Source organism: Micromonospora sp. NPDC048843 (assembly GCF_040649965.1).
Lineage (GTDB): Bacteria > Actinomycetota > Actinomycetes > Mycobacteriales > Micromonosporaceae > Micromonospora > Micromonospora hortensis.
Genome location: NZ_JBEZGJ010000112.1, coordinates 1 through 24,679, shown reverse-complemented (window position 1 = coordinate 24,679; position 24,679 = coordinate 1). Strand labels below are relative to the sequence as shown.

Below are 24,679 nucleotides of genomic sequence, written 5' to 3'. Positions count from 1 at the left end.
CTGGCCGTCGTCGACGAACGGGGCCGGATCGAACTTCCACGCGACGGCCTCGGCGCCGGGGGCGCCGGCGCGCCCTTCGCCATCCCCGCCCTCAAGCCCGCGTTGATCATGAAGCTATTGCCAGTCTCATCGACGAGTCGAGGCAATAACTTCATGATCAACAGGGGTGTTGGTGCGGGTGGGGGACGAAGGGGGTGCCGAGGTGGGGGGTGGCCAGGACGGTGGGGGAGTGGGTGCGCAGGGCGGTCAGCCGGGAGGTGCGGGCTTGTTCCGGGTCTTCCTCGTGGGCGTACGCCAGGTCGGGGTCGACGAGTTGCACCATGTGCACCAGCAGGTCCCCGGTGAGCAGCATCCGCTCGTCGGCCGAGGTCAGGAGCACCGACTGGTGACCGGGCGTGTGGCCCGGGGTGGGTAGCAGACGTACCGCTGGGGTGAGGGTGCTCTCGCCGTCGACCACCCGGAGCTGGCCGGCGGCGCGCAGGGGCGCGATGAGGCCGGCCGGCAGCCCGGGGTTGAGCGTCTCCGCCGCGTCGATTTCGGCGCGCTGCACCAGGTAGTTCGCGTTCGGGAAGTACGGCTGCCCCGAGGTGCCGGTGACCGCCCAGCCGATGTGGTCGCTGTGCAGGTGGGTCAGGACGACGGTGTCGACATCGGCGGGGTCGATGCCCGCGGCGGCCAACTCGGCGGGCATCCGCCCTGGCACGGGCGCCCAGCTCGCGGCGGGTGCGTCGGCTGGGCCGATCCCGGCGTCGACCAGCGTGACCGGCCCGTCGCCAGCGCGTATCGCGAAGCTGCGGAACGGTAGCCACCACTGCCCGTCGGCGGTCACCGAGCCGGGGTCGCGCCTGTCGGCCTCCGCCCACTTCGCCGCTGTGGCCTGCGGAAACGCCTCCGCGCGGGGCTGGAAGAAGGCACCCTCACCGTCGGTGAGTGCGGTGACCGTGATAGACCCGAGGGTGCGGTTCAGTGGCATCGGACGATGATTCCAGGGCATTCCTGTTCCGCGCAGCCCGGTTCCGCCGGCCGGTCGAGGCCGGCTGGGGGCTGCCGGCCCAATTGCAGTACGCTCGTACTGCTTGAGCACGTGTCCCCCGAGAGGAGCGCCGGCCGATGGCGAAGATCAAGGTAAACAACCCGGTCGTAGAACTCGACGGCGACGAGATGACCCGGATCATCTGGAAGCAGATCCGGGAGCAGCTGATCCTGCCCTACCTCGACGTCGACCTGCACTACTACGACCTGTCGATCCAGCACCGTGACGAGACCGACGACCAGGTCACGATCGACGCCGCCAACGCCATCAAGGAGCACGGCGTCGGCGTCAAGTGCGCGACCATCACCCCGGACGAGGCCCGGGTCGAGGAGTTCGGCCTGAAGAAGATGTGGCGGTCGCCGAACGGCACCATCCGCAACATCCTCGGCGGCGTCGTCTTCCGTGAGCCGATCATCATGTCCAACGTGCCGCGGCTGGTCCCCGGCTGGACCAAGCCGATCATCATCGGCCGGCACGCCCACGGTGACCAGTACAAGGCCACCGACTTCGTCGTCCCCGGCCCGGGCACGGTGACCATCACCTACACCCCGGCCGACGGCGGCGCGCCGATGGAGATGGAGGTCGCCAACTTCCCCGGCGGCGGCATCGCCATGGGTATGTACAACTACGACGAGTCGATCCGGGACTTCGCCCGGGCGTCGTTCCGGTACGGACTGGACCGCAACTACCCGGTCTACCTGTCCACCAAGAACACCATCCTCAAGGCGTACGACGGCCGGTTCAAGGACATCTTCGCCGAGGTGTTCGAGACCGAGTTCAAGGCCGAGTTCGCCGCTGCCGGCATCACCTACGAGCACCGGCTCATCGACGACATGGTCGCCGCCGCGCTCAAGTGGGAGGGCGGCTACGTCTGGGCCTGCAAGAACTACGACGGTGACGTGCAGTCCGACACCGTCGCGCAGGGCTTCGGCTCGCTGGGTCTGATGACCTCCGTCCTGCTCTCCCCGGACGGCCGGACCGTCGAGGCCGAGGCCGCGCACGGCACCGTCACCCGGCACTACCGGCAGTACCAGAAGGGCGAGAAGACCTCGACCAACCCGATCGCGTCGATCTACGCCTGGACCCGGGGCCTGGCCCACCGGGGCAAGCTGGACGGCACCCCGGCGGTCACTGAGTTCGCCAACACCCTGGAGCAGGTCATCGTCGACACCGTCGAGGGTGGCCAGATGACCAAGGACCTCGCGCTGCTCATCTCGCGCGACGCCCCGTGGCTGACCACCGACGAGTTCATGAACGCGCTCGACGAGAACCTTGCCCGCAAGATCGCTGCCTGATCCAGGCGTACCGCGTCATCGGAGCCCGCCGGCATTCCTGCCGGCGGGCTTCGGCGTGTCCGGCGCCGCCGCGCCGATCGGCGTCACTGCGGCCGGCGCGCCTCGTTGACCAGGATGGACGAGATGCCAGTCGCGTCCAGGAAGGTTGACCACGGTCGACCCGCGGCACCCGTGCGCCGATCAGCCAGCCTTCCCGGCTGTGCCGTGCACAGCCAGCCGTCCCTTCCCTGCGGGGGGCCCTGTCCCGGGCCCCCCGCGCCCTGTTTCCCACCAAGCTCAGGCCGCGCCAAGCTCTGGCCACGTCCGAGCCGTGCCACGCGCGAGCCGTGCCACGCGCGAGCCGTGCCACGCCAAGCTCATGCCACGCGCAAGCCGCGCCGCGCTCATGCCACGCGCGAGCGTGCCACGCCAAGCTCAGGGCACGCGCACAGCAGGGCTGATGCCGTCTTGGCAGTGCGCGACGCCGCCATGGCCCGTGTCCCCCGCGGCGGCCGAGCGGGGATTGGCCTCGACCGCCGAGACCGTTCCCCGAGGCCAGGTTTGGTGGCAGAGCACGACGGTGCCGGCCGGCGGGCACTCCAGAGAGCGTGATGTCTGTGAGTCATCACGATGACTCACCGACATCACGCTTCCTGCCGTATGTGGTGCGAGGTCGGGCCGCGCTCACGGCCGTGCCGAACGCCCCGCGAGCCCGAACGCCCGCGAGCCCGAACGCCCGCGAGCCCCAACGCCCGCGAGCTCGGAGCCCGGAGCGGGACGAGGTTGGCGGCCGGGGGCGTTCAGGCGGCACGCAGCAGGTCGGCGGCGCGTTCCGGGGCGATGTCGTTGATGAAGACGCCCATCCCGGACTCGGAGCCCGCCAGGTACTTCAGCTTGTCAGTGGCCCGCCGGATGCTGAACAGCTGTAGGTGCAGGTGGCCCAGCTCGCGGTCGACCCGCACGGGAGCCTGGTGCCAGGCCGAGATGTACGGCATCGGCATGTCGAACAGGCCGTCGAAGCGGCGCAGCAGATCCAGGTAGAGCGGCCCGAAGGAGTCCCGCTCGCTGTCGCTGAGCGCCGGGATGTCGGGCACCACGCGGTGCGGCGCGACGTGCACCTCGAACGGCCAGCGGGCAGCCGCCGGGACGAACGCCGTCCAGTGTTCGTTCTCGGTGACCACCCGGTCACCGGTGGCGCGCTCGGCGGCCAGCACGTCCGCGTACAGGTTGCCCCCGCCGGTCCGCTCGGCGTGCCGCCGCGCCGCGGCCAGCAGCGCGCGGGTGCGCGGCGTAACGAAGGGGTACGCGTAGATCTGGCCGTGCGGATGGTGCAGCGTGACACCGATTTCCACGCCCCGATTCTCGAAGCAGAAGATCTGCTCGACGCCGGGCAGCGCGCCGAGCACCTCGGTGCGGTCGGCGAGAGCGTCCAGCACGGTGCGGACCCGGCGCGGGGGCAGGCTGGCGAAGGAGGCGTTGTGATCCGACGTGAAGCAGACCACCTCGCACCGGCCGAGGCCCGGTCGGACCGGTGTGAACGGGGTGATCTCCCCGGGCTCCTCGGCTACCCGACCGCTCAGCGACGGGAACCGGTTCTCGAAGACCACCACGTCGTAGTCGGGTGCGGGGATCTCGGTCAGCCGGTCGCCGACCGACGGATCGAGAGGGCACTCGTTCGCCGGCGGGAGGAAGGTGCGGGTCTGCCGGTGCACGGCGACCGCCACCCACTCGTCGGTCAACGGGTCGTAGCGCAGCTGCGACGCGGGGGGAGGTGGCGGCAGGTCCCGGCGGTCCGGCTGGTCACGGACCGCGTCGTCGCGCTCGTCGAAGTAGATCAGCTCCCGGCCGTCGGCCAGGTCGATCGCGGTGCGCTTCACGGCGCCGTCCCCTCAGTTGTCGGCGTGCGCGTCACGCGGCCCGCCCCTGTCGCCTTGACCATGATCAGTTCGCCCACCTGTTCGCCGAGTACCCGCCGTGCGGGTGGAGGCAACCGGTCGTCGCTGACCAGTACGTGGGCCGCCGCCAACCCGACGATCGAGGAGATGCCGACAGTGCCCCACTTGGTGTGGTCGGCGAGCACCACCAGCTGGTCCGCCGCCGCCACGAGCGCCCGATCGGTCTCCGCCTCCATGAGGTTCGGGGTGGTGAAGCCGGCCCGCTCGGTGATGCCGTGGACGCCCAGGAAGAGCAGATCCAGGTGGAGTGACCGGACAGCCCCGACCGCGAGCGGGCCGACCAGCGCGTCCGACGGCGTGCGTACGCCGCCGGTGAGCACCACCGTCTGGTCCGGGCGGCCACCGGCGTGCATGATCTCGGCCACCGGCAGCGAGTTTGTCACCACGGTCAGCTCGGGCACGTCAACCAGCCGGCGGGCCAGCTCGGCGGTGGTGGTGCCGGCGGAGAGCGCGACAGCTGCTCCCGGCCGGACCAGCTGGGCCGCGCGGTCGGCGATGGCGGCCTTCTCGGGGAGTTGGCGGACCGACTTGGCGCGGAAGCCCGGCTCGTCGGTCGAGCTTGGCCCGGTCGTGGTGGCGCCGCCGTGCACCTTGGCCAGCAGGCCGCGCTCGTGTAGCGCATCGAGGTCACGCCGGATGGTCATGTCGGACACGCCGAACTCGCCTGCCAACTCGCTGACCCGGACGCCGCCGGTCGAGCGGACCCGCTCCAGGATGGCCGCCTGCCGCTGCTGAGCGAGCATCCGCCGTGCCTCCCGGGGCGTCCACGTACCCTCACGCGGTCAAACGTGTTCCAACAAAGATGAACACTAGCGCGTGCCGCTCAGCTGTGGAAGGAACGGGTACGGCGACGCCTCAGGCGGTGGCGATCTTCAGCTCGACCCAGCCGGTCTCGGTCAGATGGTGCAGCACTGCCTGCACCGCGTCCGCCACGCTCAGGTCGGTGGTGTCGAGCACCAGATCGGCGTCGGTCGGCTCCTCGTACGGGTCGTCGATGCCGGTCATGCCGGTGAGCAGGCCGGCTCGCGCTCGCGCGTACAGGCCCTTGCGGTCCCGCCGCTCGCACACCTCCAACGGGGTGGCCACGTGCACCAGCACGAAACCCGACCCGGCGGCGAGAGCCATCTCCCGGGCGGTGGCCCGGGCCGCCGCGTACGGAGCGATCGGACAGCAGATACCCACCCCACGGTGCCGGGCGATCTCGGCGGCCACCCAGCCGATCCGCCGGACGTTGAGATCCCGGTCGGTCTTGCTGAAGCCCAGCCCGGCGGAGAGTTCCCGACGCACCACGTCCCCGTCGAGCAGGGTCACAGTGCGGTCGCCACTCTCCCGCAACGCGTCCGCCAGCCCTCGGGCGATCGTCGACTTGCCGGAGCCGGAGAGGCCGGTCAGGAAGACCACCAGCCCTCGCTGCCGACGCGGCGGCCGAGCCCGGGCCAACTCCCGTGCCACAGCGGGCGGGGTGTGCCACTCCGGTAGCGGGAAGCCCCGGTCGAGCAGGTCGTCGATCTCCGGTTGGGTCAGCGCGAGCCGGCGGTTGCGCGGTGGGATGTCCTCCCGCCAACGCCACTGCCCGTCTCGGTTGTCGTAGGCGAGTTCGCGCGGCACCAGCACCCGCAGCCCGGCACCGGAGAGCATCTCCCCGGTGGAGAGCAGGTGGGTGACCCCGTACGCGGCCGAGACCCGGGCGCGCAGCAACGCGTCGCTGATCTCCTCGCGTCGGTGTGACAGCGGCACCGCGACCAGGGTGGCGGGTGGCATCCGGTCCCGCGCGGCGAAGATCGTACGGACCAGCGCCTCCGGCGGGAGCCCGTCTGCGCCGCCCTCGCCGACCGGGATCATCACGAGCAGATGAGCGGCCAGGGTGCGGGCGGCGTGGGCGATCTGGGCGAGCTGTGGACGATGCAGCGGCCGATCGGCGATCACCCCGAGCACCCGGCCCGGGGGCAGCAGCGCGCGAACCTCCTCCGGGTTACGCCGCAGTCGCTGGAACGGACCGTGCCCGCCGTCGCCCAGCCGCCGAACCTGGCCGCCCACTCCCGCCACGCCCTCGCGGACCGGCCAGACGTCGGCCACGTCCAGGGCGGCAGCCGGGGCGCCCTCCCCGTCGGTCAGCACGAGCGCCCGGCGGGCCGGGTCGCGCGGATCGAAGCTCTGCGCCAGGGCGGCCGGCACCTGGAGGACGACAGCGACCTGCCACGGTGTGCCGTCGGCCAGCCGGGCGCGTCGGCTGACCGACACCAGGTCGGCGCGGGTCATGAAACCGGTCAGAGGGGCGTACGCGCCGGTCAGCAGCAGCTCCAGATCCGCGAGCTCACCGGGACGTGGCGTGTACGCCGGTGCGTCCCGTAGCACCTCGTCGGGCAGCACCCAGCCGTTGCTCATCCACACCCCCCACTCGCTGACCGGCACACAGTTTCGCAGCCGACCGCCCATCGGTCGAGGGCGCCACTCCAAGACCCCCGTCGGCGGATCAGCGCTTGATCCGCCGGCCTACCGCCGACCGCACCCGGTTCCACACCTTCCGCTCGTCGCGGATCCGGGGTCGCGAGCCGTCGGCCCGGCAGATGAACACCAGCGGCAGTCGTGCGTCCTCGGTCCAGCCCACGTTGGTGATCCGGGCCTTGAGCTGCCAACTGCCCCTGGTCCGGCCGCCGTTGAGGGCGGCGAAGTCGATCGTGGCGGTGGCCCGGTGCACCAGGTGGACGGTGTCCGCTCCGGTCGTACCGGTGATCCGCTCGGTCTGGAAGGTGTTCGGAAGAAAGATCTCGGCGCCGGTCTCCCGGTGGCGGGCCACCAGGTCCAGGCGGGCCTTGCGCACCTGCGCGGTGGCGTCGAGCACCTCGGGGGCGATCTCGTCCATCGGGAGCACCAGCACGTCGCGGCCATCGTCGGCGCGGAAGCCGACAGGCCGGTTCTCCGAGCGCAGCTCGGCGGCGAGGGTCACCGTGACGGCGTGGTCCGCGTGCTGGAGTTCGTCGATCGTGCCGTGCGCGGCGATGCCAGCCTCCCAGTGGGCCAGCTTGCGCAGGTCCGCGACGCGGCCCCGCTCCGCCAGGTATGCCACGGCCCGCAGCAGGGGCGGCAATCCGGCGGCGACGCCACTGGCGAAGCGGTCCTGGATGATCTTCTGGATTTCCAGCGCGACCTCCTCCAGCCACGCCTCGGGGGCCTCCAGCAGCCGCTTGCCGCGCAGTCGGCTGAGCATCTCGTTGCGCAGCCAGCGTCGGTGCAACCGGTCCCGCAGCGGACCGGGCTCGGTGTGCGCGTCGACGATGTCCAGCGCCTCCCGCACGGCCCGGTAGTAGCTCGACGGCTCCAGCGGGCCCGCGGTGACGTTGCGCGCGTCGGTCCTCTGGACGTGGTGGTAGCAGATGTAGTCGGACAGCACCGAGGTGTGTCCGGACAGGAAGTAGGCCCGCGCGACCATCGCGTGGTCCTCCAGCCGACGCTTTCCGCCCTCCGGAAACCGCAGACCGTGCTCGTTGAGGAACGCGCGCCGGAACAGCTTGTGACAGGTCAGGCTGTCGATCAGCGGCGCGTTCGCCAGGGTGGCGTTGAAGCGGTTCTTGCGGAACAGCTCCCGCGGCACAGGGCGTCCGTACCCGGCCATCTTCCCCACCACGATGTCGGCGTCGTTCGCCTTCGCGCAGGCGTAGAGCCGCTCCAGTGCCTCGTCGGCGAACCAGTCGTCGTCGTCGGCGAAGAAGACGTACTCGCCGCGAGCGTGGTCGACGCCGAGGTTGCGCGGACGCGACGGCCAGCCGGAGTTCTCGATGTGCAGCACCCTGATGTGTGGATGCTCGGCGGCCAGCCGGTCCAGCCGCTTCGCGGTGTCGTCGGTCGAGCCGTCGTCGACGAAGATGGCTTCGAACTCGTCGGCGGGCAGTGACTGGCGCAGCAGCGAGGCAGCGAGCTTCTCGATGTGCCGGCCGCAGTTGTACGCCGGCACCACGACGCTCACCTTGGGGACGCCCACCTCGGCCATCAGGATCCCTCCCGCGTCGTCGGTCGATCACCGGGCCGGTCGATGCCTGGTGAACGGGAGGTGAATGGTGTCACCTTGGACGGGTCTTTCCCAAGGCGGGGTCGGGTCGAACGCGGGACCGGCGCAAACGTCGCGAGAGCCTCAGCGGGGACCTTAGGGGTCCGGCCGGGAAAGGATCAGGGGAGTGCCGGGGGCGTGCCGGTGTCCCTGCTGGGCATCGACTCCCTACGCTGGGCCCGTGACACTGATCGCGACCCAGTCGCTCACCAAGACGTACGGAGGTCGGGTCACCGCGTTGGCCGACCTCACCGTCGCCGTCGAGCCCGGGATCATCGGCCTGGTGGGCGCGAACGGCGCCGGCAAATCCACGTTGATCAAGATTCTGCTCGGCCTGATCGCACCAACCAGCGGTCAGGTCTCGGTGCTCGGCATCGACCCGACCGCAGACCCGGCGGCTGTCCGCAACCGCGTCGGCTACATGCCGGAACACGACTGCCTCCCACCGGACCTGTCCGCCGCCGAACTGGTCACCCACCTTGGTCGGATGAGCGGCCTTCCCCGCACCGCGGCCCGCGAGCGTGCCTCGGAGGCGCTGCGGCACGTGGGGCTCTACGAGGAGCGCTATCGCCCGGTCGGTGGCTACTCGACCGGCATGAAGCAGCGCGTCAAGCTGGCCCAGGCGCTGGTGCACGACCCCGACCTGCTGTTGCTGGACGAACCAACAAACGGCCTGGACCCGGCCGGCCGCGACGCCATGCTGGCCCTGGTACACCGGATCGGCACCGAGTTCGGCATCTCCGTGCTGGTCTGTTCGCACCTGCTCGGCGAGGTGGAGCGGATCTGCGACACGCTGATCGCCATCGACGGCGGCAAACTGCTGCGCGCCGACAACATCTCCGCGATGACCTCGGCCACCGACGTGCTCGCCGTGGAGGTCAGCGAGGGCACCGAGGAACTCGCCGCCCGACTCGCCGAGCTGAAACTGCCTGTCGCCCGGGACGGGCGACTGCTCCTCGTGCCGCTCGCCGACGACGGCACCTACGACCTGATCCTCGGTGCGGTCGCCGAACTGGACCTGCCACTGCACCGACTGGACCAGCGCCGGCACCGGGTGGCCGAACTCTTCGCCACGAGGGAGCTCACTCATGCCTGAGCCGTCCACCGCCGCCGTGCGCCCCACGCCGACCGGCGTCATCCACGACATCGGCTACCAACGCTACGAGGGCCCGAGGCTCGGCCGCCGGCAGGTCTTCGGCGCGCTGTACCTGCACGGTCTGCGCACCGCGTTCGGTTTCGGGCGCAGCGCCAAGGCCAAGATCTTCCCGTGGCTGGTGGTCGGCATCGTCAGCCTGGTCGCGGTGGCCCTGGCCGCGATACGCAGCCAGATCGGCGAGCCGGTTGCCACGTACGCCCAGTTCGCCGATGCGATGAGCTGGCTGGTCATCTTCTTCGTCGCGGTCGTCGCCCCGGAACTGGTCTCCCGGGATCTGCGCAGCGGTGTGCTGCCGCTGTACTTCTCCCGGCCGCTGCCGCGCACCGACTACGCGTTGGCCAAGCTGCTGGCACTGGTCACCGCGCTCTGGCTGCTGCTCGGCGGGCCGCAGCTACTGATGTTCCTGGGTGCCGCGTTCACCACCAAGCAGGGCATGCGCGGGGTGTGGAACGAGCTGCTCGACCTGCTGCCCGGGCTGCTCTACGCCGGGCTGTGGGCTGTGGTCTTCGCCTCGATCGGCCTGCTGGTCGCGTCAATGACCGGTAAGCGCGCCTTCGCCGCCGGCGGCGTGGTCGCGGTCTTCCTGATGACCACCCCGATCGTGGGCGTGCTGAGCATCCTGCCGTCGCGCGCCGCCAACGAGCTGGCCGGGCTCGCCTCACCCTCCACTCTTGTGCAGGGGGTGGGCATCTGGTCGCTGGGTGACCTGCTGGTCGAGGGCGATCCGGGCGAGATGATGATCGGCGGGTTCGGCCCGGTCTACGCCCTGGCCGCGGTGCTGCTGGTCGCCGGCGCGACCGCCCTCCTGCTGGCCCGCTACCGGAAGGTCGCCTCCTGATGAGCACGCTGAGCCTGACCGGGGTGTCCCGGTGGTACGGCAACGTGGTCGCTGTCAACGACATCAGCATGGCCCTCGGCCCGGGCGTGACCGGGCTGCTCGGCCCGAACGGCGCCGGCAAGACCACGCTGCTGCACATGATGGCCGGGTTCCTCGCCCCGTCGCGCGGCACCGTCACCCTCGACGACGAGCCGACCTGGCGCAACCCCGACGTCTACCGGCGGCTGGGGCTGGTCAGCGAGCGGGAGGCGGTGCAGGGTTTCCTCACCGCCTACGAGTTCGTGCTGGCCAGCGCGAAGCTGCACCGGCTGCCCGATCCGGCGGCCGCGGCCCGGCGGGCGATCGATCTGGTGGAGCTGGAGTCGGCGCAGGACCGCCGGATCGGCACGTACTCCAAGGGCATGCGCCAGCGTGCCCGGGTGGCCGCCGCGCTGGTGCACGACCCGCAGGTGCTGCTGCTCGACGAGCCGTTCAACGGCATGGACCCGCGCCAGCGGCTGCACATGATGCAGCTGCTGCACACCCTGGGTGACGCTGGCCGGACGATCCTGTTCAGCTCGCACATCCTGGAGGAGGTCGAACAGGTCTCCGGGACGGTGCAGGTGATGGTGGCCGGCCGCTTGGCCGCCTCCGGCGACTTCCGGACCATCCGCCGGTTGATGACCAACCGCCCGCACGTCTTCGCGGTGCGTTCCACCGACGACCGGGCGCTGGCCGTCGCGCTCATCGCCGAGGCGTCGGTGAGTGGGGTCGAGCTGGACCCGACCGGCCTGACCGTGCGGGCCGGTGACTACGGCGCGTTCACCCGGGCGCTGCCCCGGATCGCGCTGAACAAGGGCATCCGGGTACGCCAGCTGGTGCCGTCCGACGAGTCCCTGGAGAGCGTCTTCTCCTACCTGGTGGAGGCCTGACATGTCGACAGTTACCTGGATCACCGCGCGCGGGTTGTTCGGCCGGCGTCGGTTCCTGCTGCTGCTGCCGCTGCCGTTGGTGCTGCTCGGGCTGGCCGTGCTCTGCCGGTCGCTGGGGGTGGACCCGGGCCAGTGGGGGCCGCCGGTGCTTGTCGGCCTCGGGCTGGCCGTGGTGCTGCCGGTGGTCGCGCTGATCATCGGCACGGGCGTGCTGGGCGCCGAGATCGACGACGGCACAGTGGTGCACATCCTGACCAAGCCGCTGCCGCGTTGGCAGATCGTGCTGCCGAAGCTCGCGGTGGCCTCCGGGGTCACCGCCGTCACGGTGGCGGTGCCGCTCTACGTCGCGGGCGTGCTCGCCGATTCGGTACGCCTCGGACTGGCGCTGGCGGTCGCGGCGGCGCTCGGCGCGCTGGCGTACTCGGCGTTGTTCCTGGCGCTCAGCCTGGTCACCAGGCGGCCGGTGCTGCTCGGGCTGGTCTACGCGCTGATCTGGGAAGGGCTGCTGGGCAACTTCGTCAGCGGCACCAAGGTGCTCTCCATCCAGCAGTACGTGATCGCCCTCGCCGACCGGATCGCCCCCACCGGGCTGTTGGAGACCAGCGTGTCGGTGCCTGTGGCGTCGGTGATGACGGCGCTGGTCAGCGTCGGCTTCACGGTGCTCGCCATCGACCGCCTGCGCTCGTTCAGCGTGGCTGGCGAGACGAGCTGACAACTGTGCGAGCCGCTGTTCCGGCCAGCCCCCGCGCGGCGGTAGGGCTGGCCGGATGGACCGGTCGGGCCACCTCGGGCCAGGCTGGTGGGCGTGAGCGTCGAAGCGGAGCGGACGTCGTTGGCTGAGCCATACTCCCGGAGCAGCCGGCCGTGGCTGACCAGCCTGGCCGTCGCCGGGCTGGCCTGTGCCACTGTCGCGACGGCGGCTCAGGGCAGCGGCCAGTTCCACTGGTGGGCGGTGTTCATCCTGATCCCGGCCGCGTTGATCGCGGCCAGCGGTGGGCCGTTGCTGGCTCGCGGCGGCGGCCGGGCCTTCGCCGGGTACATGCTCGCCTGCGTCGGCACGATGGTCTTCGCTGTCGGCGCGCTGCTGATGTTCGGCGTGATGGGGCGAGGTTGGCCGCTCATGGTGGTGCTGCCCTGCCTGGCGGTGGCTGGCACCTACGGCTGGCGCGCCGCCCACCCGCTGGCCCGGGGCCTGCACCGGGCGGTGGCGCTGCTCGCGTTGACCGGCGCGCTGCTCGGCCTGACCCTGCAACTGATCCGGGTGGAGCTGATCCACCTGGAGACCGGTTGGTGGGGCGCCTTCCTGATGTTGGCCGGGGCCATCGTGCTGGGCAACGCGGGCGAGTTGACCCGGCACCGGATGCCGTACCGCCTCCAGGCGATCACCCTGCTGGTGGGGCCCTCCGTGATCGCGTTCCTGCTCGGGCTGCGCTTCCTGCGCGGCTGGTGACCCGCCGGTCCGCCGCCGCCCGAGCGGGCGGCGGCGGACCCCTGTCAGAAGGCGCAGGCGATGACCAACTCCGGGGTACGGTCCGGGAGCAGGTCGAGTTTGCCGATCCGGCCCGCCGCCCGTAGGTCGTCGGCGACCAGCGTGAGCTGCTCCAGCAGTGCCGCGGGGCCGAGCGCCTCCGCCAACGGCACCTCCGCCTTCATCGACAGCTTCCGCTCCGACTTGGCCCGTCGCACCTGGCTCAACGCGTCACCGGCGAGCCGCAGCAGCGCCGGCTCACCCGAGCCCTCGATCGTCCGGGCCACCTCGTGGGTGGTGGGCCACGGCGCCTGGTGCACCGAGCCGTACCGCCACCACGACCAGACCTCCTCGGTCACGTACGGCAGCACCGGGGCGAACAACCGCAGCTGCACCGACAGCGCAGAGGCCAGCGCCGCCCGTGCGGAGTCCGCCGCCGCGCCGGTGCCGTAGGCCCGCTCCTTGACCAGCTCGATGTAGTCGTCGCAGAACCGCCAGAAGAACGCCTCGGTCACCTGCAACGCCGCCGTGTGGTCGTACGAGTCGAAGGCGGTGCCCGCGGCGGTGACCACGGTGGCCAGTTCGGCGAGCATGGCCCGGTCCAGTGGTGTGGTGGCCAACAGCTCCAGGTCGCGGCGCGGCGTCGGACGCGCCGAGCTGGAGTTGTCGTACGGGGCGCGCAGCGCGTCCGCGGCGCCCAGCCCGAGCGCGAACTTGGACGCGTTGAGCAGTTTGGTGGCCAGTCGCCGGCCGACCTTGATCTGCGCCGGGTCGAAGGCCAGGTCCATACCGGGCTTGCCGCTGGCCGCCCAGTAGCGGACAGCGTCGGACCCGTGCTGCTCCAACAGGGCCAGCGGGGTGACCACGTTCCCCTTGGACTTGGCCATCTTCTTGTGGTCCGGGTCGAGGATCCAGCCCGAGAGCACTGTGTCCCGCCAGGGCAGCACCCCGTGCTCGAAGTGCGAGCGGACCACGCTGTCGAAGAGCCAGGTCCGGATGATCTCCTGCCCCTGTGGGCGGAGGTCCATCGGGAAGACCCGGGCGAACAGGTCCGGGTCGGTCTCCCAGCCACCGACGATCTGCGGGGTCACCGAGGACGTGGCCCAGGTGTCCAGCACGTCCGGGTCGCCGATGAAACCGCCCGGTCGGCCGCGTTGCGACTCGTCGTAGCCGGGCGCCGGATCGCTGGATGGGTCGACCGGCAGCGCGGACTCGTCCGGCGTGAGAGGGTGGGACCAGTCCGGCTCGCCAGTGTCGTCGAGCCGGTACCACAGCGGCACCGGCACGCCGAAGAAGCGTTGACGACTGACCAGCCAGTCCCCGTTGAGGCCGCCCACCCAGTTGTCGTAGCGGTGCTTCATGTGCGCCGGCACCCAGTGCAACTGCTCGCCCCTGCCCAGCAGCGTGGCTCGCAGCGCCTCGTCCCGGCCGCCGTTGCGCAGATACCACTGTCGAGTCGAGACGATCTCCAGTGGCCGGTCGCCGCGTTCGTAGAACTTGACCGGGTGGGTGATCGGGCGCGGCTCGCCGATCAGGTCACCGGTGTCGGCCAGCATTCCGACGATCTCCCGGCGGGCGCCGTTGACTGTCTGCCCGGCCAGCGCCGCGTACGGCTGGGTCGGCACCCCGTGCGGCGGCTCGGGGAGCAACCGACCGTCCCGGCCGATCACCACCCGGGTGTCCAGCCCCAGCTCACGCCACCAGGTCACGTCGGTCAGGTCACCGAACGTGCAGACCATAGCGACACCGGTGCCCTTGCCGGGTTCGGCGAGGGGATGGGCGTACACGGGCACCTCGACGTCGAACAGCGGGCTGCGCACTGTGGCGCCCACCAGGTCGGCGTACCGCTCGTCGTCGGGGTGGCAGACCAGCGCCACACAGGCCGGTAGCAGCTCGGGCCGGGTGGTGTCGATGAGCACCTCCCGCCCGTCGGCCGCTGTGAACCGCAGCCGGTGGTAGGCGCCGGGGCGCTCCCGGTCCTCCAACTCCGCCTGGGCGACGGCGGTGGCGAAGCCGACATCCCAGAGGGTCGGCGCCTCCGACTGGTACGCCTCGCCGCGGCGCAGGTTGCGGACGAACGCCCGTTGGCTGGTGGTCCGGGCGATCCGGCCAATGGTCGTGTACGTCAGCGACCAGTCCACCGACAGCCCGAGCCGTCGCCACAGCGCCTCGAAGGCCTGCTCGTCGGTGACAGTCAGCCGTTCGCACAGCTCGATGAAGTTGCGCCGGGAGATTGGGGTGGGGTCGCGGCGGGCCGCGTCGTCGACCGGAGCCGCTGGCGGCCGCCACACCGGGTCGTACGGCAGCGCCGGATCGCAGCGCACCCCGTACACGTTCTGCGCCCGACGCTCGGTGGGCAGGCCGTTGTCGTCCCAGCCCATCGGGTAGAAGACGGCCTTGCCGCGCATCCGCTGGTACCGCGCCGTGGTGTCGGTGTGCGTGTACGAGAAGACGTGCCCCATGTGCAACTCGCCCGATACCGTCGGCGGCGGGGTGTCGATCGAGAACACGTCGCTGCGCTGCTTCGAGCGGTCGAACGCGTACGTGCCTTCCTCCTGCCAGCGGCGTGCCCAGCCCTCCTCGAGCCCGTCCACTGTCGGACGCTCGGGAACGCCGGCGCGGGCCGTCCTCGCCGTATCGGTCATGCTGCGATCGTAGGCACCTACCGGGTGCGGGGCGACGTAGTTGCGGCCGAACACACCGGCCGGCGGTCGTGGCCGCGGCGGGGCGGCAAGGCTAGATCAGCGAGTCACGCCACTGGCGGTGCAGGGCGGCGTACCGGCCGTCGGCCTCGGCAAGTACGGCCGGCGGTCCGTCCTCGACGACAGTTCCGCCGTCGAGGACGAGCACCCGGTCGGCCGTCTCCACAGTGGAGAGCCGATGGGCGATCACCAGTGCGGTGCGGTCACGCAGGATGGTGCCGAGTGCCCGCTGCACCAGACGTTCCGTCGGCACGTCCAGCGACGACGTCGCCTCGTCCAGGATGAGCACTGTCGGGTCGGCCAGGAACGCGCGGGCGAACGCGACCAGCTGCCGCTGCCCGGCGGAGAGCCGGCCGCCGCGCCGGTGCACCTGGGTGGCGTACCCCTCGGGCAGTGCGGCGATGAAGTCGTGCGCGCCGATCGCCCGCGCGGCGGCCTGGACGGCGGCGTCGTCGGCCCCCGGGCAACCGAACCGGATGTTCTCCGCGACGGTCCCGCTGAACAGGTGGTTCTCCTGCGTTACCAGCACGACCGCGCGGCGCAGGTCGGCGTCGCGTAGGTCGCGTAGGTCGACCCCGTCCAGCCGGACCGTGCCGGTGTCGGGGTCGTGGAACCGGGCCACCAGCTTCGCGATCGTCGACTTGCCCGCCCCGGTGGGGCCGATCAGCGCCACTGTCTGCCCGGCCGGCACTGTCAATTCCAGCCGGCGGAGAATCGGGGTGTCGGCCCGGTAGCCGAAGCCGACCGCACGGAAGATCAACTCACCACGGCCGGGACCTGTCGGCAGCGGTGTGGGCCGGGCGGGTTCGGCGACGCCCGGTCGTTCGTCGAGCACCCCGGCCAGTTTCTCCAACGCGGCGGTGGCCGACTGCAACGAGTTGTAGAACTGGCTCAGCTCCTGCATCGGCTCGAAGAAACGGCGCAGGTAGAGAAGGAACGCGGCGAGCACACCGATCTCGGTCTGCCCGCCGAGCACCCGCCAGCCGCCGTAGCAGAGCACCACAGCCACTGTGACGTTGCCGATCAGCTTGATCGCGGGCGAGTACGTGGCGATCAGCCGAAACGCGTGCAGGCTGCTCCGCCGGTAGTCGTCGCCGAGCGCCACGAAGATCCGTTGGTTGCGCGGCTCCCGGCGGAACGCCTGCACCGCCCGGATGCCCCGCATCGACTCGACGAAGTGCACGATGACCAGCGCGACCGCGTCCCGGGTTCGTCGGTACGCGCTGGCCGACGACCGGGCGAACCAGCGGGAGAGCCAGAACAGGAAGGGGAAGGCGAACAGCGTCACGGCCGCCAGCGGCAGGTCCAGCCAGAGCAGGATGGCGGCCACCGACAGGATGGAGAGCCCGGCCAGCACCAGGCTGTCGATCCCACCGTCGACCAGCTCGGCGATCGAGTCCAGGTCACTGGTGAGCCGGGAGACCATCCGGCCGGACGTGTACCGCTCGTGGAAGCCCACCGACAGCCGCAGGAAATGCCCGAACACCCGCTGCCGCAGGTCGAGCAGGACGGCCTGGCCGATCCGGGCGGAGAGGGTGAGGAAGCCGCGGCGGGCCGCGTACTCGGTCACCGCGGCCACCGCGAACGCCCCGGCGACGGTGACCAGCGGGCCGGCGTCGCCGGCACGCAACGGAGGGATGGCCCGGTCGATCCCGATCATGACCAGGTACGGGCCGGACATCGCGGCGGCGTTCTGGGCCAGCAGCAGGGCGACCGCCGCGGCGAGACGCCTCCGGTGCGGGCGGAGCAGGTCGCCCAGCAGGGTGCGGCTGAGCCGGCGTAGCCGGGCCACCGCCTCGGGGCTGGTGTCCTCGGCTCGACTCCGGTCGGCCTCCGGGTCGGTGGCGGTTCCGCGCCAGCGGGTGAGCTCGGGCTCCTCCTCGGGAGGTGGGTCGGCCTGCTCCGGCACCCTCACGAGTGCACCAGCCCCCACCCGTCCGAAGGGGACGAACTCGGGCCGCTGGCCCCCGCCGGTGGTGGATGCCCGGCGGGCGGCTCGGCGGCGAGCAGCGCCCGGTACGCCGGAACGGTGGCCAGCAGGTCGGAGTGCCGGCCGGTCGCGGTGATCCGTCCGTCCTCCAGCAGGGCGACCCGGTCGGCCAGCGCGATCGTCGACGGCCGGTGCACCACCAGCAGGGCGGTGCTGTCGCGCAGGACCCGCCGCAGCGCCGCTTCGACAAGGGCCTCGGTGTGCACGTCGAGAGCGGAGAGCGGGTCGTCCAGCACGAGCACCGCCGGTCTGCCGAGCACTGCCCGCGCCAACGCGAGCCGTTGCCGTTGCCCGCCGGAGAGGGACAGCCCCTGCTCGCCCACGCGGGTCGCCAACCCCCAGGGCAGGTCGTACGCGAAGTCGGCCTGGGCCAGCGCGAGGGCCGCGCGGATCTCGTCGTCGCCGGCGTCCGGGCGACCCAGTGTGAGGTTTTCCCGCACCGACATGGAGAAGAGCGTCGGCTCCTCGAACGCCACGCCGACCAGCCGACGCAGCGAGGCCAGCCGCAGCTCGCGCAGGTCGTGCCCGTCCAGGGTGATCCGGCCGGTGGTCACGTCGTGCAGTCGGGGCACCAGGGAGAGCAGCGTGCTCTTGCCGGAGGCGGTGGCGCCGACCAGGGCCAGCGTCTCGCCCGGCTCGACGCTCAGGTCGATCTCGTGCAGCACCGCTGTGCTGGCACCCGGGTAGCTGAACGCGACCTGCTCGAAGCGCAGCCGACCGTGCACCGCGCCGCGTGACAGCGCGACCGCTCCGGGAGAGTCAACGATCTGAGGTGGAGTGTCCAGCACCTCCTGGATCCGGTCGGCGGCGGTGGCCGCCTCCTGACCGTTGGCGATGATCCAACCCAGCGACTGCACCGGCCAGATGAGCATCAGTTGGAGGCTGACGAAAGCGACCAGCTCGCCGATGGTGAGCGCGCCCTGCGCGGCGGCGGCCGCCCCCGCCGCCAGCACCACGCCCAGTGTCACGTTGGGCACCAGGTCCAGCAGCGCCGAGGTGTTCGCCAGCAGCCGCCCCTTGCCGACGCCCGTGTCGTGCAGGCGCCGGGCCGCACCGGCGAAGCGAGCGGCCAGCTCGGGCCCCCGCCCGTACGCCTTCATGGTGCGCAGGCCCTGCGCGGTCTCCTCGACAAGCGTTGCCACGTCGCCCTGCTGATCCTGCATTCGGCGGGACGCGGCGTGGTAGTGCCGGCCGAACCGGCGACTGATCAGCAGCAGTGGCACCGCGCTGGCCGCTACCAGCACCCCGAGCGCCGGGTGCAGGTTGATCAGCAGCACCACCACTACCACGTACGTGGTCAGGTTGAGCAGCAGGAAGAACACGCCGAAGGAGAGGAACCGGCGGATCACCGACAGGTCGCTGGTGATCCGGGAGAGCAACTGGCCGGACTGCCAGCGGTCGTGGAAGCTGGTCGGCAACCGTTGCAGGTGGGCGTAGACGTCGGCGCGCAGCGCCGCCTCCATGCCCACCGCCGAGGACGACTGCACCCACCGGCGGATGAAGATGAGCACCGCCTCGACGACGCCGAGCAGCAGCGCCAGGCCGCCGAGCTGGAGCAGCCCGGCCGGTTCGTGTCGGGCCACCGGCCCGTCCACTACCCGCTGAACGACCAGGGGTACGGCGATCCCGGCCGCGGTGCCGGCGAGGCCCGCGACGAGCAGCCAGGCGAACTCGGCGGCGTACGGGCGCAGGTAGGGGCGCAGCCGCCAGAGGTTGTGCACGGGGTGGGTGCCCGCGGCGGCCCGGGCGGCCGGGTCGCCGTCGCTCTCCACAGGCACTACCAGACGGTAGCGTCAATGAGTGTCGATGCTCCTGTCAGCTTGTTGTCAAGCGTCGCTCATGACCGAGAAGCCACTTCTTCACTTCCAGCCCCCAGCGGTAGCCACCGAGTGTGCCGTCGGTGCGAAGAACCCGGTGGCAGGGCACGAAGAGGGCTGCCGCGTTCCGGGCGCAGGCTGCCGCTGCGGCTCGGACCGCCGGTGGTCGACCGGCCAGCGCGGCGTACCCGGTGTAGGTGACCGGGGTGCCCGGTGGGACCTCGCGCAGCACCTGCCAGGCGTGCGCCATGAACTCTCCACCGGTGCGTTGACGCACCGGCACTGTGTCGATGGCGGCGAGGTCACCGTCCAGGTAGGAGTGGACCGCCGCACTGACCGGACCGAGGTCGGCCCGCTCCCGTAGCGGTGCCCGCAGGGCCGGGTGGACCAGGGGCAGCAGCACCGCCGGGTCCGCTGTGAAGCCGGCCGCCCGTACGTCACCGTCAGGGCCGGCGAGGATGCTCAGTGGGCCGGCGGGTGTGCTCAGTACGGTGCTGTCGATGTTCATGCCGCTCTCCAGAGTCTGATCGTGGCGTAGGACCGCCAGGGCCGCCAGCGCTCGGCGTACCTGTCGAGGGTTGGTGGGGTGTCGGGCAGGCCGAGCGCGGCGGCGCCGCGCCGGACCGCGAGGTCGGAGCTGAGCAGGATGTCGGGGTCGCCGAAGGCGCGCATGGCCAGGTAGTTGGCGGTCCACGGGCCGATGCCGGGCAGCGCGAGCAGTCGCCGAACGGCCTCCTCCCGATCCGCCCCAGCCGCGAGGTCGACGGTTCCGTCCACGACGGCACGAGCCAACCCCCGCAGAGCCTCCCGCCGCCCCACCGGCATCCCGAACCCCGAGTCCGGCAGCCCCAAAAGCTCCTCCGCCCCCAAGAACCCCCGCAGATCCCCCGGCTCACCCCGTTGATCATGAAGTTGTCGTCCAGGCACGCCGTCGTCAGTGGCAATAACTTCATGATCAACGCGAGCGTGGGCGGTCAGGAGGCGGGTGAGGGTTGTTCTCGCGGACGTGACCGAGACCTGTTGGCCGATGATGGCGCGGACGGCCTGTTCGAAGCCGTCGACGGCGCGGGGGACGCGGATGCCGGGTTCGGCGACGACCGCCGGGGCCAGCGCCGGGTCGGCGGCCAGCGTGGCGTCGATGGCCGCCGGGTCTGCGTCCAGGTCGAGCAACCGGCGGCAGCGGGCCACCGCCGGCGCCAGGTCGCGCAGGTCGGCGAGCCGCAGCGTCGCCGCCACGTGCCCGTCCACCGGGGTCAGCGCCACCTGGCCGGTGCCGTGCGGCAACCGCAGACCCCTGTGGTACGTCCCGTCGCGGACCGCCTCCACGCCGGGCAACGCCCGCACGGCGAGGAAGTCCAGCAGCGCCCGGGAGTGCAGCGGCGGGCGGTACGCCAGCCGGAGCGCGATGGTCCCCGCCCCGGTCGGCGCCTGCTGGCGACCACGGGCCGTGCGCAGGTCGGACGGGGCGCTCGCGTACACCTCGCGAAGCGTGTCGTTGAACTGCCGCACGCTGCCGAAGCCGGCGGCGAACGCGATCTCGGCCATCGCCAGGTCGGTCGTCTCGATCAGGATCCGGGCGGTCTGGGCGCGTTGGGCCCGGGCCAGCGCGAGCGGCCCGGCACCCATCTCGGCGCTCAGCATCCGGTGCAGGTGCCGCTCGGTGTAGCCCAGCCGGGAGGCCAACCCCGGTACGCCGTCCCGGTCGACCACCCCGTCGGCGATGAGCCGCATCGCCCGACCGACCACGTCCGCGCGGACGTCCCAGAGCGGTGAGCCGGGCGCGGCGTCCGGCCGGCAGCGGCGGCAGGCACGCAGCCCGGCGCCCTGCGCGGCGGCGGCGGACGGGAAGAACCGGACGTTCTGCCGCTTCGGTGTGATCGCCGGGCAGGACGGTCGGCAGTAGATCCCGGTGGACGTCACGCCGGTGTAGAACCAGCCGTCGAACCGCTGGTCACGGCTGTCCACGGCCCGGTAACACCGCTCGAAGTCCATCTCCATGTCACAGATGATGCCCCGCTCGACCGGTCATCGGCTGGCGGGAATCGGACCTGGGTGTGCGTGGCCGGCGCGGGCACCCGCCCCGGGTCAGCGGCGTCGTCGGTGCGGCTGACCGGACCGGCCGGCGCGGGAGCCCTGACCGGTTCGGTCGGCCTGGCCGGCACCGGTGGACCGGTTGGCCTGACCAGCGTGGTTGCCCTGACCGGCGCGGTTGCCCTGGCCGGTCAGCAGGGCCGATCGGAACACACCGTCCGGGTCGTACCGCTTCCACAGCCGCCGGACCCGTGCCCCGGTCTCGCCCGGGTAGATCCGGGCGAACGCCGCGGGGTCCGGCCGACTCTCGAAGTTGACGTACGCGCCGTCGGCGCGTGCCCCGGCGGCCCGCCAGGCGGCGTTCAACGCGGCATCGGCCTGCGGCGGGAACACCGAGGCCACGATCAGCGTGTCCTGGTGGCGATGCGGGTACGCGGTCGCGTCGGAGGCGACGTCGTTGACAGCCCCACCCAACGAGCGGAGCTGGATCACCGCCCGCCCCGGCCCGGTCACCGCTCGCGTCACGGCCCGCGCCCCGGTGTCGTCCAGCGCTGTGAACAGACCGTTCGTGGTCGTGCCACGCTGCTGCCCGACGTTGGGGTTGAGGTGCGCTGTCGGCACCAGTGTCGGGTAGGGCAGCAGGTCGGTCCGGTGTTCGAGCACCTTGCCGATGGCGAGCAGCGGTTCCACAGCCGGTCGGGCCCGGCGCAGGCTCTCGGCGGCGACCACGGCGGTGACGGACATGAGGACCGATCGACCCTCCGCGAACATCACGGCGGCCGCGGACAGTTCCCGTGGCGCCTGCGCGAGGTAGCTCGTCCACTCCCGGACGGTGCGACCGTCCGGATGTGCCTCGATGACCAGCTGCGCGACACCGACGTTGCGCTGTTCGGCCGCCTCGATCTCGAAGGCCACCACGATGCCCGCGCCGGCCCCGGCGCCACGGACCAGCCAGAACAGCTCCGGCTCGTGGTCGGCGTCAGCGCGTACCAGCGTCCCGTCCGCCAGCACCACCTCGACGGCGCGGACCCGGTCGATGGTGAGGCCGTGGGCGCGGACCAGCCAGCCGACACCACCGCCGGTGGCCAGGCCGCCGACGCCGACACCGCCGTAGTCACCCGAGCTGATCACCAGCCCGTACGGGGCCAGCGCCTTCGCCACGTTCGCCCAGCGCGCGCCGGCCTCGACCCGGACCAGCCCGGCCCGCTCGTCGATCACCTGAACCCGGTTGAGCATGGAGAGGTCGATGACCACCCCACCGTTGTTTGACGAGGTTCCGGACAGGCCGTGCCCGCCGCTGCGGACCGCGATCGGCAGCCGCTGCTCCCGCGCGTAGCGCAGCGCGTCGACCACCTGCGCGGTGGTCTTCGGCAGCAGGACCGCAGCCGGGGACGCCGACCTGGTGTACGTCGAGCGCAGTTGCGCGTACCGGCGGTCGCCGGGGGTGACGATCTGCCCCCGGAGGGAGTCGGGCACCCGGGCCATGGCGGTGCTCATCGTTGGCCCCGCAGCTCGCACCTCGGGTGTCCGGGATCGGTCATGGCCCAAGAATGAGCGGGCATGTCGGCCTCGACAAATTCGGCGGACCGGTGCCCGCCGGCCGCTGCGACGCGCGACGCTCGCCGGTACGGGGAGCGCCGCGCGAAGGTGACCGGAATCTCCTGGGTGGACCGGTCAGGCCGGGGCGGTTCCGCTCAACGCGCCGGGCTCGGCATGACAGTCGGCCGGCCCGGCACACCGGGCGGGCCCGGCGGAGTCGTCGGGGTTGGTGAGATCGTCGGTCGGCCCGGCACACCGGGTGGACCCGGCGGAGTCGTCGGGCTTGGCTTGACAGTCGGCCGGCCCGGTACGCCGGGCGGGCCCGGCGTGATCGACGGGTCCCCGGGCGCGCCCCCGGGGCTCGGTACGACAGTCGGCACCGTGGTGGGCTCGGACGGGGTGGGCACGGGTGGGCTGGGCACGGCCGCCGGGCCAGCCGGGCTGGGCACGGCCGGGGGAGGCTCGTCCGAGCCGGTCGCGGCCAGGGCGATCGGGGTGGCGATCAGGATCGCCGCCAGGGTGCTCACCGCCCCCACCGTCACTGTGGCGCGACGTCTGTTGCGCACCAGCCGTTCCGCTCGGCTCAACTGGTCATGCACGATCGGTGCCTCCTCGGCCAGGTCGGTGAGGGTGGAGCGGATGAGGTGCTCGAAGGGTTCGGTCATCGCCGTACCTCCAGCCTGTCGACGTCCGGCAGCAGGTCACGCAGTCGCTTCACCGCTCGATGGGTACGGCTACGTACGGTCCCCACCGAGCAGCCCAGCAACTCGGCCACCCGGGCTTCGGGCAGGTCCTCGTAGTAGCGGAGGACCACCACCGCCCGCTGTGTCGGTGGCAGGTGACGCAGCGCCGCCCGCATCGCCAACCGCACGTCGGTGCCGCCGCTCGGGTCGCCGCCGACCGGTTCGTCGGCCGGGTTGAGCGGTGTCTCCCGCCACCGGCGAAGTCGCCGCCACCAGCTGATCTGCTCGCGGTACATCACCACCCGCAGATAGCCCTCGGGATCGGCGTGCCGAATGGTTCCCCACTTCGGGATGGTCCGCGCCAACGCCGACTGGAACAGGTCCTCGGCGGCGTTGCGGTCACCGGTCAGCAGGTACGCGACCCGCATCAGCGCCGGAGTCCGGCTGCCGACGAACTCGGCCAGCCGCGCGCGCTCGTCCTCGTCCACCCACCACCCCCGTTTCGTTGTCACAGATACAGACGCCCCAGGTCACCGTCGCTATCCACGATCGGTGGGGTTTTTCGGCCCGAAAGTGTCGGTCGTGCCGGGTAGCGTCCGGCCACCAACTGAAGAAGGGGTGCGGCGGATGACGAGCGTGGCGGGTTGGGCGGCGGCGTCGACACCGGGTGCGTTCCCGCCGCTGCCCCGTGCGGTGGCGCAGTCCTTCTACCGCCGGATGCGGGCCGTCGCGCCGGCCGCCGTGGGCGCCATCGAACGGGACCGGGCGGGCGACCCCGAGCAGAGCTTCCCCGACACGGCCTGCGGCCGGTTGGCCGGCTCCCTCGACGACGCGGGCCTGCGGGCGCTCGGGATGTGGACGCACCACTGGTGCATGCGCTTCTACGACGACGACACGAGCGTCGGCCGGCGGTTGATCCGCGAGATCGCCGCGCGGCAGGGGCTGGGTTGGACGGCCGACGAGGTGCGTTGGATGCTGCGCGAGTCGGTCTCGGCCGGGCCGGCCGCGGCCGACCGATTCACACTGCCCCGCGCCGCCGCCGGGCAACTGCCCCCGGCCGACCGTCGGGCCCTGGGCCATTGGCCCGAGGTCGAGGTGCCCCGCCAACGGCGGCCCGACCAGTCCGGTTGATCATGATGTTGGCGGGAGCACTTCGGGCGCGGAGACCTCTTCGCCAACCTGCACCCAATCTGCTCCCAGTTGCAAGGCCAGCGCAACCAAAGGCTCCTTACCGCCT

General features: G+C 71.7%; 20 protein-coding genes. 7 read left to right on the top strand and 13 right to left on the bottom strand.

The window, feature by feature from the left end; translation table 11 throughout:
• Positions 1 to 157: 157 nt before the first annotated feature.
• On the bottom strand, positions 158 to 973 hold the full coding sequence (locus AB0C20_RS23880; RefSeq protein ID WP_357568768.1) for an MBL fold metallo-hydrolase: 816 nt from the start codon (positions 971 to 973) through the stop codon (positions 158 to 160).
• A gap of 137 nt (positions 974 to 1,110) precedes the next feature.
• Between AB0C20_RS23880 and AB0C20_RS23875 the strand changes: the two genes are divergently transcribed.
• Entirely contained in the window at positions 1,111 to 2,328 is a 1,218-nt protein-coding gene (locus tag AB0C20_RS23875; RefSeq protein ID WP_124773753.1) for an NADP-dependent isocitrate dehydrogenase, read from the top strand.
• A 779-nt stretch (positions 2,329 to 3,107) separates the two neighbouring features.
• Here AB0C20_RS23875 and galT read toward each other — a convergent pair.
• The 4 genes from galT to AB0C20_RS23855 form a co-directional block, all read right to left on the bottom strand.
• Entirely contained in the window at positions 3,108 to 4,184 is a 1,077-nt protein-coding gene (galT, locus tag AB0C20_RS23870; RefSeq protein ID WP_357189874.1) for a galactose-1-phosphate uridylyltransferase, read from the bottom strand.
• The gene (locus AB0C20_RS23865) at positions 4,181 to 5,005 is read right to left on the bottom strand and encodes a DeoR/GlpR family DNA-binding transcription regulator (RefSeq protein ID WP_357189876.1); all 825 of its coding nucleotides are present in this window, start codon (positions 5,003 to 5,005) and stop codon (positions 4,181 to 4,183) included. The genes galT and AB0C20_RS23865 overlap by 4 nt, the downstream gene beginning before the upstream one ends.
• Before the next feature lie 112 nt (positions 5,006 to 5,117).
• Positions 5,118 to 6,647, bottom strand: coding sequence for an adenylyl-sulfate kinase (gene cysC, locus AB0C20_RS23860; protein WP_357189878.1), 1,530 nt, complete (start codon positions 6,645 to 6,647; stop codon positions 5,118 to 5,120).
• 88 nt (positions 6,648 to 6,735) lie between these two features.
• Complete coding sequence (locus tag AB0C20_RS23855; RefSeq protein WP_357568766.1) at positions 6,736 to 8,250, bottom strand: glycosyltransferase family 2 protein; 1,515 nt, start codon at positions 8,248 to 8,250, stop codon at positions 6,736 to 6,738.
• Between the two features lie 238 nt (positions 8,251 to 8,488).
• Between AB0C20_RS23855 and AB0C20_RS23850 the strand changes: the two genes are divergently transcribed.
• The 5 genes from AB0C20_RS23850 (at position 8,489) to AB0C20_RS23830 (ending at position 12,662) form a co-directional block, all read left to right on the top strand.
• Positions 8,489 to 9,403 carry an ABC transporter ATP-binding protein gene (locus AB0C20_RS23850; protein WP_196919718.1) on the top strand — a complete coding sequence of 305 codons (915 nt, stop codon included), beginning with the start codon at positions 8,489 to 8,491 and terminating at the stop codon, positions 9,401 to 9,403.
• Positions 9,396 to 10,301, top strand: coding sequence for an ABC transporter permease (locus AB0C20_RS23845; RefSeq protein ID WP_357189882.1), 906 nt, complete (start codon positions 9,396 to 9,398; stop codon positions 10,299 to 10,301). The genes AB0C20_RS23850 and AB0C20_RS23845 overlap by 8 nt, the downstream gene beginning before the upstream one ends.
• The gene (locus AB0C20_RS23840) at positions 10,301 to 11,212 is read left to right on the top strand and encodes an ABC transporter ATP-binding protein (RefSeq protein ID WP_091406310.1); all 912 of its coding nucleotides are present in this window, start codon (positions 10,301 to 10,303) and stop codon (positions 11,210 to 11,212) included. The genes AB0C20_RS23845 and AB0C20_RS23840 overlap by 1 nt, the downstream gene beginning before the upstream one ends.
• A 1-nt stretch (position 11,213) precedes the next feature.
• Positions 11,214 to 11,924 (top strand): ABC transporter permease subunit, encoded by a 711-nt coding sequence (locus AB0C20_RS23835; RefSeq protein ID WP_357568765.1) that lies wholly within the window; start codon positions 11,214 to 11,216, stop codon positions 11,922 to 11,924.
• Between the two features lie 93 nt (positions 11,925 to 12,017).
• Entirely contained in the window at positions 12,018 to 12,662 is a 645-nt protein-coding gene (locus tag AB0C20_RS23830; RefSeq protein WP_124822273.1) for a hypothetical protein, read from the top strand.
• 44 nt (positions 12,663 to 12,706) lie between these two features.
• Here the strand turns inward: AB0C20_RS23830 and valS are convergent, their stop codons facing one another.
• From valS to AB0C20_RS23790, 8 genes are all read right to left on the bottom strand, one after another.
• A complete protein-coding gene (gene valS, locus AB0C20_RS23825) occupies positions 12,707 to 15,325 on the bottom strand; it encodes a valine--tRNA ligase (protein ID WP_357568764.1) in 2,619 nt (872 codons plus the stop codon).
• A gap of 91 nt (positions 15,326 to 15,416) precedes the next feature.
• Positions 15,417 to 17,297: an ABC transporter ATP-binding protein gene (locus AB0C20_RS23820; protein ID WP_357189889.1), complete on the bottom strand. Its 1,881-nt coding sequence runs from the start codon at positions 17,295 to 17,297 to the stop codon at positions 15,417 to 15,419.
• The gene (locus AB0C20_RS23815; RefSeq protein WP_357189891.1) at positions 17,294 to 19,150 is read right to left on the bottom strand and encodes an ABC transporter ATP-binding protein; all 1,857 of its coding nucleotides are present in this window, start codon (positions 19,148 to 19,150) and stop codon (positions 17,294 to 17,296) included. The genes AB0C20_RS23820 and AB0C20_RS23815 overlap by 4 nt, the downstream gene beginning before the upstream one ends.
• Positions 19,151 to 19,187: 37 nt before the next feature.
• Positions 19,188 to 19,697: a methylated-DNA--[protein]-cysteine S-methyltransferase gene (locus tag AB0C20_RS23810; RefSeq protein ID WP_357189893.1), complete on the bottom strand. Its 510-nt coding sequence runs from the start codon at positions 19,695 to 19,697 to the stop codon at positions 19,188 to 19,190.
• Positions 19,694 to 21,187, bottom strand: a complete 1,494-nt coding sequence (locus AB0C20_RS23805) for an AlkA N-terminal domain-containing protein (protein ID WP_357568763.1) — start codon at positions 21,185 to 21,187, stop codon at positions 19,694 to 19,696. Before AB0C20_RS23805 ends, AB0C20_RS23810 begins: the two co-directional genes overlap by 4 nt.
• A gap of 87 nt (positions 21,188 to 21,274) precedes the next feature.
• Positions 21,275 to 22,717 (bottom strand): FAD-dependent oxidoreductase, encoded by a 1,443-nt coding sequence (locus AB0C20_RS23800; RefSeq protein WP_357568762.1) that lies wholly within the window; start codon positions 22,715 to 22,717, stop codon positions 21,275 to 21,277.
• Between the two features lie 197 nt (positions 22,718 to 22,914).
• Entirely contained in the window at positions 22,915 to 23,424 is a 510-nt protein-coding gene (locus tag AB0C20_RS23795) for a hypothetical protein (RefSeq protein WP_357568761.1), read from the bottom strand.
• On the bottom strand, positions 23,421 to 23,930 hold the full coding sequence (locus AB0C20_RS23790) for a SigE family RNA polymerase sigma factor (RefSeq protein WP_091406289.1): 510 nt from the start codon (positions 23,928 to 23,930) through the stop codon (positions 23,421 to 23,423). The genes AB0C20_RS23795 and AB0C20_RS23790 overlap by 4 nt, the downstream gene beginning before the upstream one ends.
• A 139-nt stretch (positions 23,931 to 24,069) precedes the next feature.
• Between AB0C20_RS23790 and AB0C20_RS23785 the strand changes: the two genes are divergently transcribed.
• On the top strand, positions 24,070 to 24,573 hold the full coding sequence (locus AB0C20_RS23785; protein ID WP_357189901.1) for a hypothetical protein: 504 nt from the start codon (positions 24,070 to 24,072) through the stop codon (positions 24,571 to 24,573).
• The last annotated feature ends 106 nt before the right edge of the window (positions 24,574 to 24,679 follow it).